Raw genomic sequence first — 17,683 nt, 5'->3', positions numbered from 1 at the left:
TCCTGCAAAATTATTTATATCTGGCTTATAATATTATATCAATGCCATTTTAGGAATTTGATTTACAATTATTTCATTACATAAATTCCATTCAGGCTCTTGATTTTATTATGGTCCCCCTGACAATAGCGGGAAACCTGTTTATATGGTTGTTAATCGCTGCATTTCTATATATATTTAAAGGTAAATCCTATGCAGTCTATTACTTGTCACTTTTGTTCATAATATGGCTGCTTGTTTATTGGATTAAATCATTATTCATGGTCCCCAGGCCAGAAACCGGACGTATCCTTGTGGATGCAGCCGGTTATTCTTTTCCCAGCAGTCACACAGCACTGGCTTTTGGAACTGCCAGTTTTTTGCATCCAGTTTCAGGCAAATCAAGTTATTTATTCTGGATATTTGCCATAATGATGGGTATCAGCCGGATAGTGGTGGGTGTACATTATCCTTCGGATGTTATAGCAGGTGCAATAGCAGGTATTATTCTGGGTTATGCAGGTTTGCTTTTGTATCCTGCATTTGTAAGAAAAGTAAAAAGGTTTAGAATTGATTAAGCCGGGTTTGCCTGCACTGGCATTTTTCCCCGGGAATTTCCAGTGGATATACTTCTGTCAGACATCCCATACATAGATCTTCTTTGTCAAGACCTATGGCTCTGACCAGTCCGTCGATACTTAGATAGCCCAGGGAATCTGCGTTTATGGTATTACAAATATTTTCTACTTTGTTGTTGGCCGCAATTAATTCCTCACGGGTAGCCATATCAATACCCATATAACAGGGGGCAATTATAGCTGGGCTCCCAATTCTGGCGTGTACTTCTCTGGCACCGGAGTCTTTTATCATATTGATGATTCTTCGGGAAGTAGTTCCCCTTACAACACTGTCATCGATGAGTATTACCCTTTTGTCCTCTATGTTTTCTGCAATAGTGTTCATCTTGAGCCTGACGGCTGTTTCCCTCATTTCCTGGCCCGGAAGAATGAAGGTCCTGCCAATATAACGATTTTTCATCAAGCCTTCCTGATACTGGATGCCTGATTCCCTGGTATACCCGACAGCAGAAGTTATGCCCGAGTCAGGCACAGGGGAAATAATGTCTGCTTCTACAGGATGTTCTTTTGCAAGTTCCCTGCCAATACGTTCCCTTACTTTGTAGACGAGCTGCCCATCAATTACAGAATCAGGTCTTGCAAAATAAATATATTCAAAAACACAATGTGCCGCATGTGTGGTATTGTATACCTGATGGCTTTCCACTTGACCATCTTTTAATACAATGACTTCGCCGGGTTTTACATCCCGGATAAGTTTGCCGTTTAATGTATCAATGGCCACACTTTCGGATGCAACTACCAGCCCAAGGTCAGTTTTTCCTATGCAGAGAGGTTTGATTCCAAGGGGGTCCCTGGCGGCTACCAGGAGGTTATCGATCATTATGGCCAGGGAATATGACCCCTTAAGCCTTTTCATTACATTCTTGATAGATTCTACAGGTCCATGCTTTAGCAGTTCCTTGACAAGAAGGTGGGCAACAACTTCGGTGTCAGAATCGGTAATGAAAATCCTGCCTTCTGATTCCAGTTCGTCCCGCAGGTCGCTGCCGTTTATCAGGTTGCCATTATGAGCAATAGCTACAGTACCACTTTTGTAATTCACAATTAGGGGCTGGCAATTTTCTATGCGTGACTGGCCCGTTGTGGAATAGCGGACATGACCGATTCCCACATGGCCTACAAGTTTAACAATGTCTTCCATTGTATAAACTTCCGGGACAAGACCCATCCCTTTCAGCGAATGGGTTGAACCACCATTGTAAACAGTAATGCCGGTGGATTCCTGGCCCCTGTGCTGTAGTGCATAGAGAGAATAGTAAATCTGAAGTGCGGCGGTTTTTGATTGGGATTTTGTATCATCCAGTAAAATCCCTACAACACCGCATTCTTCCTTCATTTGCACCTCAGCAAAAGAATAAGAGTAATCAGTATTTGCACTTGCGCTGCCACTTGTAACTTCTCATACGTGAAGTCTTACCAAATCCGCATGATGTGCACTGTTTGGTATGGATGTTAAGAGATACGCTACCACAACGTCTGCATTTAGCATGTGTACGTTTCTGTCTTTTTCCTCTTGAGGGAGTACCTTTTGACATTATTTATCACCTTGTAATATGGATAGTAGTAATCAGTATTTTGAAGGGTACCATTGATTGCCCTGATTATTCTTATAGGTTACGGAGATACATATACAACATTATCGCCACGGACAACAACGCTGCCAATCTTGCGGACTATTTCTCCTTCCTTGATTTCTTCAGCTTCATCCAGTACCAGATTCATGTGAACGTCATATCCCTGAAGTGTTCCACGAAATTCTCTTGCACCTTTCAATCTTACGATTACGGCTGTGTTTAATGCGTTGTTCAGTATATCCAGAGGTCTGTTTCCCATATTGAATTGCCCCGTAGGTATAAATATTTAAATCTAAGTTACCCATACGAATTTAATTGGGTGTTTGCATGCAATAATGTAAATCTCTCATGGTGCAAATACTATATATAAAGGTATCGCAGATATTCTGCATCAGTCAAAGAAATTATCATCAGGTGGAATTATATGAGCAATACAAAGGTAGCCCTTACGATAGCAGGTTCGGATTCCGGCGGCGGTGCCGGTATAGAAGCAGACATTCGTACCTTTTCGGCACTGGGAATGCATCCCACATGCGCCGTTACATGCATCACCTCCCAGAACACTATGGGACTGCAGGATTCAACGGAGGTGCCTCTATCCCACATATCCTCTCAGATTTATACGGTATGTACGGATATGGATGTAAAGTGGGCAAAAACAGGAATGCTTTCTTCTCCTGAAATTATCGATGCGGTTGCATCTGAGGTAAAGAAGCATCGTCTTAAACTGGTTGTGGATCCTGTAATGGCTGCCGAGGCCGGAGGCACCTTGCTTGCTGAATCTGCGCTTAATACCCTGAAAGAAACATTGTTGCCTCTGGCTTTTGTTGTAACTCCCAACATATATGAGGCAAAAGCCCTGTCAGGAGTTACGATAAACACCTGGGAAGACGGGCAGAAAGCAGCTCGCAGGATAGCAAAACACGGTGTGGATAATGTAATAATCACAGGAGGCCATTTTGATGCTTCGGATCTTGTCTACGAATCCCACAATGACACATTTACAACAATATCAAGTCGATTTGTTGAAGGGGGAACTCATGGTTCCGGGTGTACCTATTCGGCGGCTTTGCTTGTTTATCTCTCAAATGAATTGAGAGTGCCCGAGGCTGCAAGGTGTGCCAAAAGATTTGTAGAAAATGCCATTTCCAGAAGTACCGATGTTGGAATGGGTGTATCCCCGGTAGATCCGCTTGCTTTTCTGCGTAATTCAGCTGCAAAATACCATACTTTTGTGAATACTACCGAGGCCCTGGATCTCTTGCTTTCGGAAAAGGCTTTTTCAAAACTCATCCCTGAGGTAGGGTGCAATATTGCCATGGCAACTCCCGAGGCGGAAACAATATCCGACGTAGCCGGCGTACACGGTCGTATAACCCGTTCAAAAGGCAGGCCTGTGGCATCAGGGTGTGTTGGGTTTGGTGCCAGTAAACATGTTGGAAGAGTGGTACTTGCTGCTATACATTCCAATCCTGAAATCAGGGCATGCCTGAATGTTAAGTACAGTAAGGAGATACTTGCTGCCTGCAGCCAGATGGGCTTTGGCATTGCTTCCTTTGAACGCAAGGACGAGCCTTCCGATGTGAGTACAATGGATTGGGGCACGGCTTATGCAATAGAAAAATATGGTAAGGTTCCTGAAATCATATATGATGAAGGCGATGTCGGAAAAGAACCCATGATAAGACTGCTTGGCAAGAATGCTACAGATGTGGTGGAGATGGCCCTGCGAATAGTCGAACGAATTAACTGATCGGTTTTGGGTATAGGTATAAGTAAGTACAGATTTATACCTAATATTTGTTATTTCCAGTATTAATGGAGGAATATTGTATCGCAGTAGGGGCCGATGATTTTTATTTGACGATAATCATAGTTATATTGACATTGCTGGTGATCCTGCTGCTCCAGTATCTTTTCAAAAAATCTTTGGTTTTCAAAGGTGACCCTTTCATAAGGAATCTTTTCTTTACCCTTATAACATTCCTGGGTATGATGCTGGTTATATTTTCCCTGCCGATATCCAGTGATTCAAAACAGATCATTGTAAGTGCGATAGGTATTATTGTTGGTGCTACGGTAGCTCTTTCTTCTACCACTTTTGTTTCAAATGGAATGTCCGGTATAATGGTTCGGCTCATCAAGCCATTCAATGTGGGTGATTATATAAGAAGCGGTGAAATCTTTGGCAGGGTGACGGACAAAACCATACTCTACACACGAATTCAGTCAGAAGATCGTGACCTGATTACCGTGCCAAACCTGAAAATAATGTCCAACCCCCTGACTACCATACGCTCGTCGGGAACTATAATCTCTACTAACGTTTCACTGGGTTATGATATATGCCGGCAGGATATTGAAACAGCCCTTCTCAAGGCGGCTGATGAGGCAGGCCTGGAAGATCCTTTCGTACATGTTCTTGAGCTGGGGGATTTCTCCGTCACCTACAAGGTGGGAGGTCTGCTGAAAGAGACTAAAGCCTTGCTAACTGATCGTTCTAATTTTAAGAAGGAAGTGCTGGACTCCCTTCATAGAATGGATATTGAAATTGTATCTCCTACATTCATGAACCAGAGAGTCATGAATAATGGCAAACGATTCATTCCTCCTCTACCGGAAAAAAAGGAGAATGAGGAGGAATTCCGTCCAGATAGGGACTATATTCCTGAAGTATCCACCGAAGAAATTATTTTTGATAAGGCTATAGAAGCTGAAATGCTGGAAAAGGCCAGAAAAACGCTGGAATATTTTGATAATAAAAAGGCAAAAGTGGAAAAACAAATTTCCTGCCTTCCCGAAGAATCTGCCGAAATCCAGCAGAATAATTGGTCTTCTATAAAGGATCGCTTGGGCAACATAGAGCAGATTGTTGAGGCACTGGAAAAAGCCCCGGAACCGGGAGAAATGGAATCATCGCCCGAAGGCCTGCTTCACTCCAAGGTGCTTGAACACCTCAGTTCCATCATGGACAGCATTCTTGAGGATTATAACCAAATGGTGAAAATAATGGAATCCGAGTCCTGTGAGATTGAGGACAAAAAATCTTACGGTTTATCAGAAAGTAAAGAATCTGTCAGTGAAAATGATGTTAATTAAATAACTTATTTAGGATCACTTTTAAATACCAGATTGCTATAGTGACCGGATATGGACGTTGTATCATTCTTTATCTACTCCTTTGTTAGCATCTTCATTATAGTGAGTCCGATCGGAGTAGTCGTAACGTTCATCTCTCTAACAAGCAGCATGACACAGGAAGAAAAAAACAGTATAGCAACCCGTGCAACCCTTCTTTCCTGTGCGATATGCATTTTCTTTGCCGTTACCGGTCACGGCATCCTCAATGTTTTCGGGATTAGTGTAGATTCCCTGAGGGTGGCTGGTGGAATATTGCTGTTCAAGGTAGCCTTTGATATGCTGCTCTCAAAAGTATCCGGGGAAAGTGTAACTGAAGAGGAAATTCATGAATCCCTCAGCCGTGATGATGTCTGGATATTTCCCATTGCCCTTCCATTGATGACGGGGCCTGCAACAATCACAACCGTAGTCGTGCTTTCAGGTACCTCCCCTTTAATTTCCTATAAACTAGTGGTATTGCTGGCAATTCTGCTGACATTTGGCATATGCTTTGTGACTCTATATTATTCCCGCCGTCTCTATAAATTAATAGGATACACCGGAGCACATGTTATCACCAGGCTGCTCGGGCTTTTCCTTGCAGCTCTTGCGGTGGATTTTGTAACTCATGGTGTGTGGAATATATACAGTAACCTTGCAGGAATTACCTGACCGACATTACATCACAGCTGGCATTATGGATCACTCTTTCTGCTACACGTCCCAGCCGGAATGTCCCGTCAGAACCCATGCCCAATGTGCCCATTACAATCAGGTCTACGTTCTTATCGGAGGCAAAATCAAGGACCTCATTTGCAGGTTTGCCTTCGATATGTACTTTTTCGACATCTACGCCCTTATTTTTCCCGAGTTCTTCTACGTAGGAAAGAATATTTTCTGCTTTTTCCTCGAGATGTTTCTTGCGCTCTATTCTCCAGTTCTCGTCGGCAATCTTTGCAAATTCGCGCCACTGGGCCGGAGATATGTGTTCTGGAAGTGACACCTGCATTGCCGTTTTCCAGTCCCGGTGTATTGCTTCCCTGGTCAGGCCTCCGGGATTCATTTCCATTACATAAAGTGCATAGACCTTTGAACCACATGCACTTGCTAAATCTATTCCCGATTGCACGGCTTTTCGGGCATTTTCAGAACCGTCGGTAGTTATCAATATAGTGTTATAGACCATTGGTATTCCCCCATAGAAACAAGGGGAGTACTCCAATAAATAGCTAATTCAGCGCAATATTACGGCCATTACATCGCTGACTTCAATAACATCCACTGTCCTGCCTGCAGACGTCACTTCTTTTATTATTTCCACACTTTCAGGTTCCAGACTTATTTTTTCTCCATCAACTTCAATATCAATGGATCCGGATTCCTTCATCTGTGCAACCCGGGATGCATCCATGCTTTTCAGGGTAGTGATGATACTGCCAGCCTGTTTGCGGAATTTTGGTCCGATAATTCCCATGTTGGGTTTCACATCCACAGGCACATGTTCAAATTCGGGTTTTCCTTCTATAACTTCCACCGCGGAATTTGTAGCTCCCTCAAGATCGGTAACATCATCCATTACAGAATATATCTCGATCTTCTTGAGAGGAGCATTCAGAGCCATCCCTGAATCGGATTTATACCTGCGGATACTGCTTGCGAGGTCTTTTATTATTTCACCCTGCTTCTCAGAAGTTTCATCGATCATTTCCCTGTGTGCAGAGGGCCATTTTGTTTGGTGGACGCTGCCTGTAGAAATATGGGAATAAACTTCCTCTGCAAAGAAAGGCGCAAAGGGTGCAAGCATGCGGGTCAGAGTTTCCAGAGTTGTGTGGAGGGTGTAACGAGCTGCTCTCTTTGAAGTTTCATCCTCTCTATATAGTCTGGCTTTAACAAGTTCGATATAGTTGTCTGCAAGGGTTTCCCAGGCAAATCCGCGTATGGATTTGCAGGCTTCGTCGAACTGATAGTTATCCATATTTTTGGTTACTGAAATTATCAGCCTGTTGAGTTTGCTGAGCAGCCAACGATCCACTGTGCCCAGGCTGGATGTGGCAACTTCAGGGATGTCGGGGAGTACTTCTTCCAGATGGGACATTGAAAAGCGGAAGATACTCCACATTTTGTTAAAGTATCTGGACCCTGATACCACGTCTTTCCATCTAAACATTACATCAGAACCAGTAGAACCTCCGATTGCAGCCCACTGGCGGAACGCATCCGCACTGTACTGGTCAACGACCTCTTCCGGAGAAATGATGTTGCCCCGGGATTTGCTCATCTTGTGTCCGTCTTCTCCGAGTACCATTCCATTTATCATGATAGAATCCCATGGCTTGGAATCCTGAAGGGCTTTGGAGCGCAGTATGCTGTAAAATGCCCACGTGCGGATAATATCGTGGCCCTGGGGTCGCAGCTGTGCAGGTGATCTCATTTCATGATCTGTAAGCCAGCCTGTAACGTGCAGGGCTGTCAGGGATGAGTCCATCCAGGTATCCAGTACATCTTCTTCACCTTCAAAATCAGTCGAACCACATTCACAGGGTATTGGAGGTTTTGTCTGTGTGGGATCAAGAGGCAACCAGTCCTCTTCTGCAATCAGGGATTTTCCACATTTTTTGCAGTACCACACAGGTATGGGGGTGGCAAAAATACGCTGTCTGGATATACACCAATCCCATTCCATGGTGTTTGTCCAGTTCTCCAGACGTATCTTCATGTAGTCGGGAATCCAGTTGATCTCATTTGCAGTCTCAAGGATTTTATCATTTTCAATTTTGACAAACCATTGCCTTTCAGAAAGGATCTCTATCGGTGTGTTGCAACGCCAGCACATTCCCACATTCTGATCAAGGCTGTCCTGATCGTACAGGTAACCCTGCTCTTTGAGATCCCTAATGATTGCATCCTTGCATTCTGAAGATTTCATTCCTTCATATTTGCCGGCAATACCTGTCATAAAGCCATTCCGGTCAATAGCCTTACGCAGAGGTAGGTTGTGCTCGATCCACCAGCGTACATCCTGTTTGTCACCGAAGGTGCATATCATTACCACACCTGTACCGAATTCCGGATCGACCTCTTTGTCAGCGATTACAGGCACTTCATGGTCAAATAAAGGTACTTTTACATTTTCACCAATCTTTTCCTTATATCTTTCATCATCGGGATTGATTGCCACAGCCACACAGGCAGCCAACAATTCAGGTCTTGTGGTGGCGATTTTGACTTTATCAAAGTTCAAATAGTTCAGTTTTGTGTCCCTTGCTTCATATTCGACTTCCGCAAAGGCAATAGCTGTTTCGCAGCGCGGACACCAGTTCACCGGATGGTCGGCCTGATAAATACGTCCCTGCTTTTGCATCTGGACAAAGGAGCGCTGTGTTTTCACGAAGTATTCGGGTTTCATCGTGATGAATTCATTACTCCAATCCACCGAGAAACCCAGCATGCGCATTGTCTGGCGCATTTTCTCTATATTTCCGATTGTAAGTTCTTCACAGAGCTTCCTGAATTCAGCTCTTGGGACCTGGTTTTTAGTAATGCCATGTATCTCTTCCACCTTCACCTCGGTGGGAAGGCCGTGACAGTCCCATCCCTGTGGGAACATAACATTGAATCCCTGCATGCGTTTGTATCTTGCAACAAAATCGATGTAACACCAGTTAAGGGAATTTCCAATATGGAAATTGCCTGTAGGATAGGGAGGCGGGGTATCTATTATATACTGGGGTTTATTCTCATCTTCCCAATCAAAATGGTACATTGACATGTCCCAGGCATTCTGCCATCTTTTTTCCACTTCTTGGGGGTTATATTCTTTAGGGATCGTCATCAGGACACTCCGATAATTATGATAAATAAGTTTGATATTCAGTACCGGATGGCATAATATGTGTATGTCCGGCAAATCTCGAACAACATCTTGTCTAATCTTATATTAAAGGTTTGCTTATGTGTAATAGTGGCTTCTATAGAATAGCATGGCCACAAAGTATGATTTGGTGAACTCAATTTAAGTTATACAATGACTGAAACAAAGGTACCTGCTATGATTATTGCCACGATTGATGCAGATAAAAAAATAGACCGGAGTAAAATATAAGATCTCTGTCATGTTCCTGCACTCCGTACATCAGGCCAAAAATGGTAATAAATATCCCGCCAACAGCTATAGCTATCAGATCACGGTATACCGTATACAGAAAAAGAATTGCAATGATATAGAGTACTGCTATAAGATATGGGTTGCGATATAATGATTTTTCTTTTTTCATCCTGTCACCTGGGTACTTTTTTATCAGGTATGGCCTGCAACTTGTTGCGGTTACCAGAGCTTTTAAAATTAATGTTTTTGATGGTTGTAGTTATAATATTCAAATTACAAAAGCTACAAAAGGAAAGTTGAGTAAATCATTCCTTTTCTTCAGGGGGTTTCCAGCCAAAACGTTTCATAACCATCTTAATACGGGCATTAACTTCTCTTTTGTCAAAGGGTTTTGAAATATAATCATCGATACCCAGTTCCATTCCCTTTAGTTTGTCATCTACTTTTGTTTTGGCTGTAATCATGATAATTGCAATGTCTCTTGTGTCCCTTTTCTTTTTCAGGGTCTCAACGACCTCATAACCGTCCATATCAGGCATCATTATATCCAGTAATATAAGGTCGGGGAGTTCTTCTCTTGCAATTTCAATGGCATCTTTCCCGTTATATGCAACTAAAAAATCGTAGGGTTCATCTTTAAGGGACAATTTCAAAAGATCAGGAATATCGGGTTCATCATCTACAATAAGTATTTTGAGTCTTTCTTTTTTGACCTTTTTCTGGATATAGTATAGATTGATTTTTCCCTTGTCTACTACGTATTTCACATCAAGACTATTCAGTCCCATTTCAACATGCATCTCTCCTGTATCCGAGGCATCTATTACAACATCGAAAAAGGATACCAAAGTTCCTTCTTTTTCACCAGCAGAACCTTTATTGAGCATTGATACAGCGCTTCCTTCATGCTGGTGGACATTTGACATGACGTATTTCAGGAAATTTTCAACAACCTGGAGATTATCCTTTGAAAGGATGTTCATGTCATCAATGACCATTGTTGACCCGGGCATTTCAGAAAATAGTTTAGATGTATGTGACCCGATTTTCATATAATCGGTCTGAGAAGAATAGTAAAGGATGTTTTCTTTTTTCTCTTTTGAAGGGTCTTCAATATCTATAAACCACATTCTGGCCAGATAGTCTTCGATATCCATCCCGTAATCTCTAAAATTAGCTATCACTTTGTCTCTTGAGTTTTTCAGGCAGAGCCATATTATATTCTTTTGATCATCATTTTCGAGTATGGAATGAATATAAAAATAGATTAACCTTTCACTGGATACACTTGCAGGAGCCAGAAAAACAGTAGTTTTGTCGGCAAGTCCTTCACGAAAAGTATCCATAATCTCTGCGGTATCTTCGCCGGACATTTCCCTCTACTCCTCCTGATATCTCTATTTGGCGTTTTAGAATATTAATGTTTGGGACTTCTGTTCACATTATAATAAGTCCCAAACCTGTTTGATGATTAATCCCTGAGTTGCTCTTCTACCATCCGGCGACCCAATGCAAGTCCTTCGTCAATCTTTGCACTATCCTGACCTCCGCCACGTGCCATTGAAGGTTTACCTCCTCCGCCTCCGCCGGTTAGACTTGCTATTTTACGTACGATGTTTCCTACGTTAACCCCTTTTGAAACTGCACTGTCACCCGCAGCAGCTGCGATCTTGACACCTTCATGATCACTTAAGAGTAATGCAACAATATCGTCACTTGAAGCAAGTTCTCCTGCCATTCGGGTAAGTTCATCGGCATCTGCACCGTCGACTCTTGAACTTATAAAGCGAATATCCTTTAGATGTTCAGCATTTTCAATTAAGTGATTTACGCGGGATTCTGCCAGTTCTTTCTTGAGCCGGGTATTTTCTTTCTTAAATTCTTTCCATTCAGTGAAGAAACGTTCAATGGTTGACGGTAGCTGCTCGGTAGATACCCTCAATGTTTCTGCAGAACTTCTGAGAAGTTTATCCCTTGCCTGGAAAGCTACAACAGCAGCTTCGCCTGCTGCATATTCAATACGTTCCACTCCATCCTGTATCCGTTCTGTCTTCAGGATTTTGATGGGGCCAACCTGACCGGTAAAGGTGCAGTGAGTCCCAGCACAGGCTTCAATATCGCTTCCTACATGCAATACGCGAATGCGGTCCCCTGGTGGTACTCCGCCCTGATAAAGGCTAAATCCGTATCTTTTTTCGGCGGTACTGCGATCCATCCACTCGCTAATTACTCGTTTGTTCTCCATTACCATCTGGTTTGCAATCATCTCAATCTCATTGAGTTCCTCAGGAGCAATCCTTTTGTAATGAGAAAGATCAAGCCTGGCGCGGTCGACGAATTTCTGTGCACCTGCCTGCCATATATGGTCTCCCAGCACCTGCCGCGCTGCATCATTTATTATATGGGTTGCAGTATGATTTCTTGCATGTGCCATACGACGTTTTTCATCCACTTTTCCCGTAACCATATCTCCTTTTCGAATATGGAGTTCATCTTCGATTTCTTCTATGGTATGGGTGACCACCCCGTTAAATATCTGGACATCGATTACTTTGAGTAAGGCATCATCTACCATGAATGTGCCATGGTCTGGCGGCTGTCCCCCTCCTTCAGGATAGAGAAGTGTGCTGTCGAGCACTATATTATTGTCAAAAACATCAAGAACAACAGCTTCGAATTCCATTCTGTTTGGCTCATCGTAGAAAAGCCGTTTTGTAGGGGGGAGTTTCTTGAGATGATCTGCATAGGGGATTTCTTTTTCCTCTTCCTGTACGGATTTGCTGTGCCGCTCAGCGACAAGGGAGTAAAAATTATCGGGTAGTTCGATTTCCACTCCTACTTCAGAGGCAGCTTCTTTGGATATCTCAGCCGGTATGCCATGACTGTCATACATGTCTATAACAGTGTCAAGAGGCATTTTTTCTCCCTTTTTCTTGTAGTGCTTTGCAGATTTTTGTATGAGTTTCTTCCCACGCTGCAGGGTTTCCTGGAATTTCTTTTCTTCGTTATCCAGTATGTCGTTTATTATATCAAATCTGTCGGCGAATTCAGGGTATTCGGGGAGATGGTTGATGTGCATCTGTATAATGTCAGATAACGGGATTGTGATGCCAAGGTCCTGCATCATCTTCATTGTACGTCTGATCACAAGTCTTGCAAGATATCCTGCTTTGACATTTGAAGGTATTATTCCGTCACCCAGCATAAATGTTATACAACGGGCATGGTCTGCAATGGCATATGCCGTTTCCACGGGCTCCATTATGGTGCCCAGTTTATCAGCAGTAATTCCTATGTTTGAAGCTACCTGTTTGCGCAATTCCAGCAGGTTTGCTTTTTCGCTTACATCCATCAGGCCTGCAAGCCGGGCGTTCTGGGATAAAATATTTGCATAATCTTCATCTTCCAGCCGATGTTCCACACCTGCCAGTTCCATAAGTTCCCCGACAACTTCCGGGAATATAGCATCATATACAGTAGGGGTTCCCTGGGATGCCCATACCAGCCTTTCCAACCCGTACCCTGTGTCCACGATGTAATTGTCCATTTTCCTGTAAGTATCACCTTTAATCACGATATCTCCGTCTTTGGATTGCTGGAGATTCATAAACACAAGGGTTGCCACTTCCAGGCCACCTATAAGAACTTCAACACAGGCACCGGCGTTTCCGCCACCTGCCCAGGGTTCTTCTTTGTAGGTTACAGCAAATGGGTCTACTCCAAGTTCGTTGAGCAGGCCGTCACAGAGCTGTACTGTCCGGTCTTTCCAGTAGATCTCATTATCCTTTTTGTTGAATGCGTGGTGTGCCATCATCTCAAAGGTAGTCAGATGACGGCCACTTCTTCCTACTGCGTCAAGATCAGAAAGGCGAATACATGGTTGTGATATGGTGAGTGGATTTGCAGGGGGAGCAACCTGTCCGGAAGTTACAAAGGGCTGGAAATCTGCTATGGAGGCGATAGTAAGATAGATATCATTTCTCCAGCGTGCTATCACAGGGTATCTTTCAATACGTGTGTGTCCATTTTTCTCAAAGTAACTAAGATAAAACTCCCTCATCTGTGCAAGATTAAACTTTTTCTTGAAGACGGGGTTGCCGATGAATGAATATGGGTCACAGGGTGCATCTCCGCATGTATCCCTGTCTCTGTCACGGGTCCAGAAATAACTGCCACATTTTTGGCACTGTTTTCTGATAAAACCGTTTTCGTAGAAGAAATTTATATCGTATTCCTCTTCAAGCATAATAATCCCAAATTGAATAGTTAATCGTAACAATAGAGCCTCAGATTCTTATGCCTAATGCCCCCATGTTTAAAAATATTTCTCATATATACACCTTCTCAATCACTTATTATTTGATATTTATATTTATTGTGCCATATTTTTTGAACACAAGCATACATTAATAAGCTTACTTTTGAGCAATTTGTGTACATCTAGGTTATATGAATGTCCATAAGTAGATTCTTCTATTTAGGAGATGATATTAATGCAGACTATTAATTACATGTCAATGGTTTTCAGGAGCGCAGTAGAAGATTACGAAAAAACCGGTGTTCATCCTTCAGTATTCCTTGATCCAAATGGGCAACTCCAAATATATCTCTGTGATCCTGTTGCAGCGGAAGAAGAATTTGAAACTACCTATGGAATGGGTGACTATGAAGTTAACGGAGCCCAGTTTGTGAGTGACATTTCCGAAAATGAGAATATTCATGAAGTTAATTATGCAAAGTTAGTAACTCCCTTTTCTATGAATGATTGAACTCTTCTTACTTTTCTTACCTTCTTTTTATGCGAATCAGTAAATATACAATCAAAACTTTTTTATAACTTGTCTCTGTGCCAGTCTATTATATAGATAGGAGGCAACATGCAGATAAAGGCAAGTCCCGGGTTTCAGGTAAATCCTCATGTTTTTTATGTATCGGCAGTTCTGGTATTATTTTTCGTGTCGATTGGGGTCTTTTTTACAAAAAGATTATCTGAAATTTTTGGAACATTCCAAAATACGATTGTAGTAAACTTTGGCTGGTTCTACATTCTCTCAGTTGCATTTTTCCTCCTATTTGTTATCTGGCTATATTTCAGTCCCTATGGATCCATCCGGTTGGGCAAGGATTCGGATCGGCCGGAATATAAAGATACCACCTGGTTTGCAATGCTTTTCAGTGCAGGTATGGGCATAGGGCTGCTTTTCTATAGTGTCGCAGAACCAATTCTTCATTTCGCTTCTCCCCGGGATGCTGCACCCGGGACAATTGAGGCGGCAGTTGAAGCGGTGAACCTCTCTTTTTTCCACTGGGGGCTTCATGCCTGGGCAATATATACTGTGGTGGGGCTTTCGCTTGCATATTTTTCCTACAGGCATGATATGCCGCTGACAATTCGCTCTACAATGTATCCGTTGTTTGGTGACAGGATATATGGAATACGTGGAAACATTGTAGAAGTGCTGGCCATCTTTGGCACATTGTTTGGTGTTGCCACTTCACTGGGTCTGGGTGTAATGCAGATTAATGCAGGAATGGATTATCTTGGTCTGATGTCGGTGTCTATAAATAACCAGATTTTGCTGATTGTATTCATAACTCTTGCAGCCACTACTTCTGTGATATCAGGTCTGAACAGGGGAATACGTATATTGAGTCAGGTTAATATCCTGCTGGGTCTTGCCCTTGTCATATTCGTCTTTATCGTAGGTCCCTCTGTTTTCCTTTTGAGTTCATTTGTACAAAGTATAGGTTACTATTTGCAAAACATTGTTTACCTTACTTTCCAGACCGATGCGTTCACTGGTCTGGAATGGCAGAAAATGTGGACCATGTTCTACTGGGGTTGGTGGATCTCCTGGTCACCCTTTGTTGGCATGTTCATTGCACGTGTATCCCGGGGGCGCACAATCAGGGAATTTATCAGGGGAGTACTGCTTGTTCCTGCAATTGTAACTTTCATCTGGATTATCGTCTTTGGTAACACAGCAATTCATATGGAGGTGTTTGGTAACGGTGGTATTGTAAATGCTGTCCAGACAAGTATTCCGACGGCCCTTTATGTCCTGCTGGATAAATTGCCGGGTTCATTGCTAAGTTCTGCTCTTGCAACGATTGTCGTAATGACTTTCTTTGTTACATCGTCTGATTCGGGTTCCCTTGTTATTTCCATCCTTTCCTCAGGGGGAGATCCCAAACCAGCAATTCCCCTGAGGCTATTCTGGTCCCTGCTTCAGGGTGCTGTTGCAGCTGTTCTTCTGTTGACCGGGGGGCTTGTGGGGTTGCAAACAGCTGCCCTTACCACAGCTCTGCCATTCTGTGTCGTTTTAATTCTGATGTGTTACAGTGTATCGAAGGGATTAAAAACCGAGTCTGATAGCTACAGGGTCATAGATTCGGAGAAAAAACCGCCGGAAAATACATCAGATAATAGAGCTAAACAACTGGTAGGAGAACTTTTCAAAGGCGGGTCCAAATGAACATGTGGGAACAAAAATTGCGGGATATTTTTCAGGCGGAAAAGAAAAATTCCGGGGAAAGGACTACGGAGGAAATGCATGTCAGGTTTGCAGAACTCAATATGAGGGATTTTTTCAAACATGTGGTATTTCCTGCCTATGACGACCTGAAAAAGGAAATTGAAAAATATGGCAGAACGGTTGAGGTCAATGTGGATGATACCGGGATGAACTCCGCCTCTCTGACAGTTTATGTCCCCTCCGTCAAAAAACCAGATGAACAGGTTGAAGAATTCTATTTTGAAATAAGGGGCAGGGCCTATCAAAAGGCCGGTTTTGCTTTTCCGGCACATGCAGATGAAGAGCAGCCACGTATCCGTAAGGTGGAAATATTACTTCGCAACGGTACTGTCCATGAATATGATATAGAGAATCTGACCCGGCAAGATATCATAGAATGTTTTGTCGACGAATACTCAAAATGGATCAATTACTGATTTTTTCAATTCATTACCTTTAAAACCCTTAAGGTCAATCTGGCTTTCCATGTCGAAAAAAATTCTGCTTACCAATGATGACGGTGTGTATTCTGCGGGAATACGTGCTGCTTACAAAAGTGTGGATTCACTGGGCGATGTGACGATTGCTGCACCGGCTTTCCAGAAAAGCGGTGTAGGGCGGTCAATTTCTATTTTTGAGCCCCTGCGGATGAACCGTACAAAGATAGATGGCGTGGATGCTTATGCAATAGGCGGTACTCCCACTGATTCAGTGATACTGGGGATATTTTCGGTTATGAAGGAAAAACCCGACCTTATTGTGTCGGGATTCAATATCGGGGAAAATATCAGTACGGATACCGCGACTACCTCAGGAACCGTGGGTGCGGCACTGGAAGGTGCAAGTTATGGCATCCCTGCAATTGCAGTTTCCATCCAGGTCATAGAACAGGGTCTCAAATTCGATGACCTGCGGGATTATGAACATGATTTCGAGGTCGGTATCAGGGTAGTGAACCGGATTGCGAAAAAGGTCCTGGAACACGGGCTGCCTGAAAACGTGGATATATTGAATGTAAACCTGCCGCATGATGTGAAAGAAGATACCGAGATCGAGATCACCCGCCTTGCAAGAAAGTTTTTCAATATGGAAGTCGAAGAGCGCCATGATCCCAGGGGCAGGCCATATTACTGGCTTGCAGGCGACCCGATACCAGAGGGTGAAGAAGGTACCGATGTACATGCCGTTACCCAGAAGGGGCACATATCGATAACACCTCTGAGTCTGGATTCGACTTCCAGGGTGGACAACTCGGAAATAGAAAAATTATTTTGATTATTTTTTGATGTGGATGTCGATCTCTTTCCAGGTTGGGTCGACACCATGCAGACTTTCTGCAGCCGCAGCCGCAGTTTTTCCCAGGAATTTCTGTACAAAATCGTTTATTTCTATATTTTTACCATCAACATTAAGTTCGACTTTCATTTTTGACACTTCCCTTTTTGTGCATATAGAATGGATTCCAATATTTATTATTCTTTGTATCCCAAGTTTGACAGTATTCACTCCTTGCTGAAGAAACCGTCTCCTCTTCCAACCTAAAAATTTCACTTTTTTGTCAGGAAAACCCATTTGACAGTATTAAATAATTCAAGTCAATTTCTACGATTTCATCCCTTTTTGCCTTAAAATCAGTGTATTTATTGCATCAAAATTAGCGTAAATGTATCTTTTTGCCTTATTTCTCATGTAATCCACGGTAACTGTCAAATTCAATAAGCTATTTTTAATGAATTTTGTAGACTTAGA

General features: G+C 42.8%; 16 protein-coding genes. 8 read left to right on the top strand and 8 right to left on the bottom strand.

The features are described 5' to 3' along the window. Positions 1–110 precede the first annotated feature (110 nt). Positions 111–557, top strand: a complete 447-nt coding sequence (locus tag CP947_RS07560) for a phosphatase PAP2 family protein (protein WP_096712612.1) — start codon at positions 111–113, stop codon at positions 555–557. On the opposite strand, the gene purF is transcribed toward CP947_RS07560, so the two are convergent. From purF to CP947_RS07545, 3 genes are all read right to left on the bottom strand, one after another. Next, positions 544–1,956: an amidophosphoribosyltransferase gene (purF, locus tag CP947_RS07555; RefSeq protein WP_096712611.1), complete on the bottom strand. Its 1,413-nt coding sequence runs from the start codon at positions 1,954–1,956 to the stop codon at positions 544–546. The genes CP947_RS07560 and purF overlap by 14 nt on opposite strands. 28 nt (positions 1,957–1,984) lie before the next feature. Beyond that, positions 1,985–2,155: a 50S ribosomal protein L37e gene (locus CP947_RS07550; RefSeq protein ID WP_072358969.1), complete on the bottom strand. Its 171-nt coding sequence runs from the start codon at positions 2,153–2,155 to the stop codon at positions 1,985–1,987. Positions 2,156–2,234: 79 nt separating this feature from the next. Continuing rightward, positions 2,235–2,453 (bottom strand): LSm family protein, encoded by a 219-nt coding sequence (locus tag CP947_RS07545; protein ID WP_072358970.1) that lies wholly within the window; start codon positions 2,451–2,453, stop codon positions 2,235–2,237. Positions 2,454–2,618: 165 nt separating this feature from the next. Between CP947_RS07545 and thiD the strand changes: the two genes are divergently transcribed. The 3 genes from thiD to CP947_RS07530 all read left to right on the top strand — a co-directional run bounded on the left by thiD (position 2,619) and on the right by CP947_RS07530 (position 5,986). Continuing rightward, positions 2,619–3,947, top strand: a complete 1,329-nt coding sequence (gene thiD, locus CP947_RS07540; RefSeq protein WP_096712610.1) for a bifunctional hydroxymethylpyrimidine kinase/phosphomethylpyrimidine kinase — start codon at positions 2,619–2,621, stop codon at positions 3,945–3,947. A gap of 65 nt (positions 3,948–4,012) precedes the next feature. Continuing rightward, entirely contained in the window at positions 4,013–5,293 is a 1,281-nt protein-coding gene (locus CP947_RS07535) for a mechanosensitive ion channel family protein (RefSeq protein ID WP_096712609.1), read from the top strand. Positions 5,294–5,344: 51 nt separating this feature from the next. Next, complete coding sequence (locus CP947_RS07530) at positions 5,345–5,986, top strand: MarC family protein (protein WP_096712608.1); 642 nt, start codon at positions 5,345–5,347, stop codon at positions 5,984–5,986. Here the strand turns inward: CP947_RS07530 and CP947_RS07525 are convergent. From CP947_RS07525 to alaS, 4 genes are all read right to left on the bottom strand, one after another. After that, positions 5,979–6,500: a universal stress protein gene (locus CP947_RS07525; RefSeq protein ID WP_096712607.1), complete on the bottom strand. Its 522-nt coding sequence runs from the start codon at positions 6,498–6,500 to the stop codon at positions 5,979–5,981. The genes CP947_RS07530 and CP947_RS07525 overlap by 8 nt on opposite strands. Positions 6,501–6,548: 48 nt before the next feature. Continuing rightward, on the bottom strand, positions 6,549–9,146 hold the full coding sequence (locus CP947_RS07520) for a valine--tRNA ligase (RefSeq protein ID WP_096712606.1): 2,598 nt from the start codon (positions 9,144–9,146) through the stop codon (positions 6,549–6,551). A 578-nt stretch (positions 9,147–9,724) separates the two neighbouring features. Then, positions 9,725–10,792, bottom strand: coding sequence for a response regulator transcription factor (locus CP947_RS07510; protein WP_096712604.1), 1,068 nt, complete (start codon positions 10,790–10,792; stop codon positions 9,725–9,727). A 98-nt stretch (positions 10,793–10,890) separates the two neighbouring features. Then, complete coding sequence (gene alaS, locus CP947_RS07505; protein WP_096712603.1) at positions 10,891–13,665, bottom strand: alanine--tRNA ligase; 2,775 nt, start codon at positions 13,663–13,665, stop codon at positions 10,891–10,893. A gap of 247 nt (positions 13,666–13,912) precedes the next feature. Here alaS and CP947_RS07500 point away from each other — a divergent pair, with 247 nt between their 5' ends. The 4 genes from CP947_RS07500 to surE all read left to right on the top strand — a co-directional run bounded on the left by CP947_RS07500 (position 13,913) and on the right by surE (position 17,209). Further along, positions 13,913–14,188, top strand: coding sequence for a hypothetical protein (locus CP947_RS07500; protein ID WP_096712602.1), 276 nt, complete (start codon positions 13,913–13,915; stop codon positions 14,186–14,188). 108 nt (positions 14,189–14,296) lie between these two features. Next, positions 14,297–15,895, top strand: a complete 1,599-nt coding sequence (locus tag CP947_RS07495; protein ID WP_096712601.1) for a BCCT family transporter — start codon at positions 14,297–14,299, stop codon at positions 15,893–15,895. Continuing rightward, positions 15,892–16,371, top strand: coding sequence for a hypothetical protein (locus CP947_RS07490; protein ID WP_096712600.1), 480 nt, complete (start codon positions 15,892–15,894; stop codon positions 16,369–16,371). Before CP947_RS07495 ends, CP947_RS07490 begins: the two co-directional genes overlap by 4 nt. A gap of 49 nt (positions 16,372–16,420) precedes the next feature. Continuing rightward, positions 16,421–17,209, top strand: a complete 789-nt coding sequence (gene surE, locus CP947_RS07485; protein ID WP_394328815.1) for a 5'/3'-nucleotidase SurE — start codon at positions 16,421–16,423, stop codon at positions 17,207–17,209. Here the strand turns inward: surE and CP947_RS10560 are convergent, their stop codons facing one another. Further along, positions 17,210–17,359, bottom strand: a complete 150-nt coding sequence (locus CP947_RS10560; RefSeq protein ID WP_164909077.1) for a hypothetical protein — start codon at positions 17,357–17,359, stop codon at positions 17,210–17,212. Positions 17,360–17,683 lie beyond the last annotated feature (324 nt).

It is taken from the genome of Methanohalophilus euhalobius, from assembly GCF_900215215.1.
Taxonomy (GTDB): Archaea; Halobacteriota; Methanosarcinia; order Methanosarcinales; family Methanosarcinaceae; genus Methanohalophilus; species Methanohalophilus euhalobius.
Note: the sequence above shows the minus strand (reverse complement) of the source record. Positions and strands in the feature narration are given on the sequence as shown.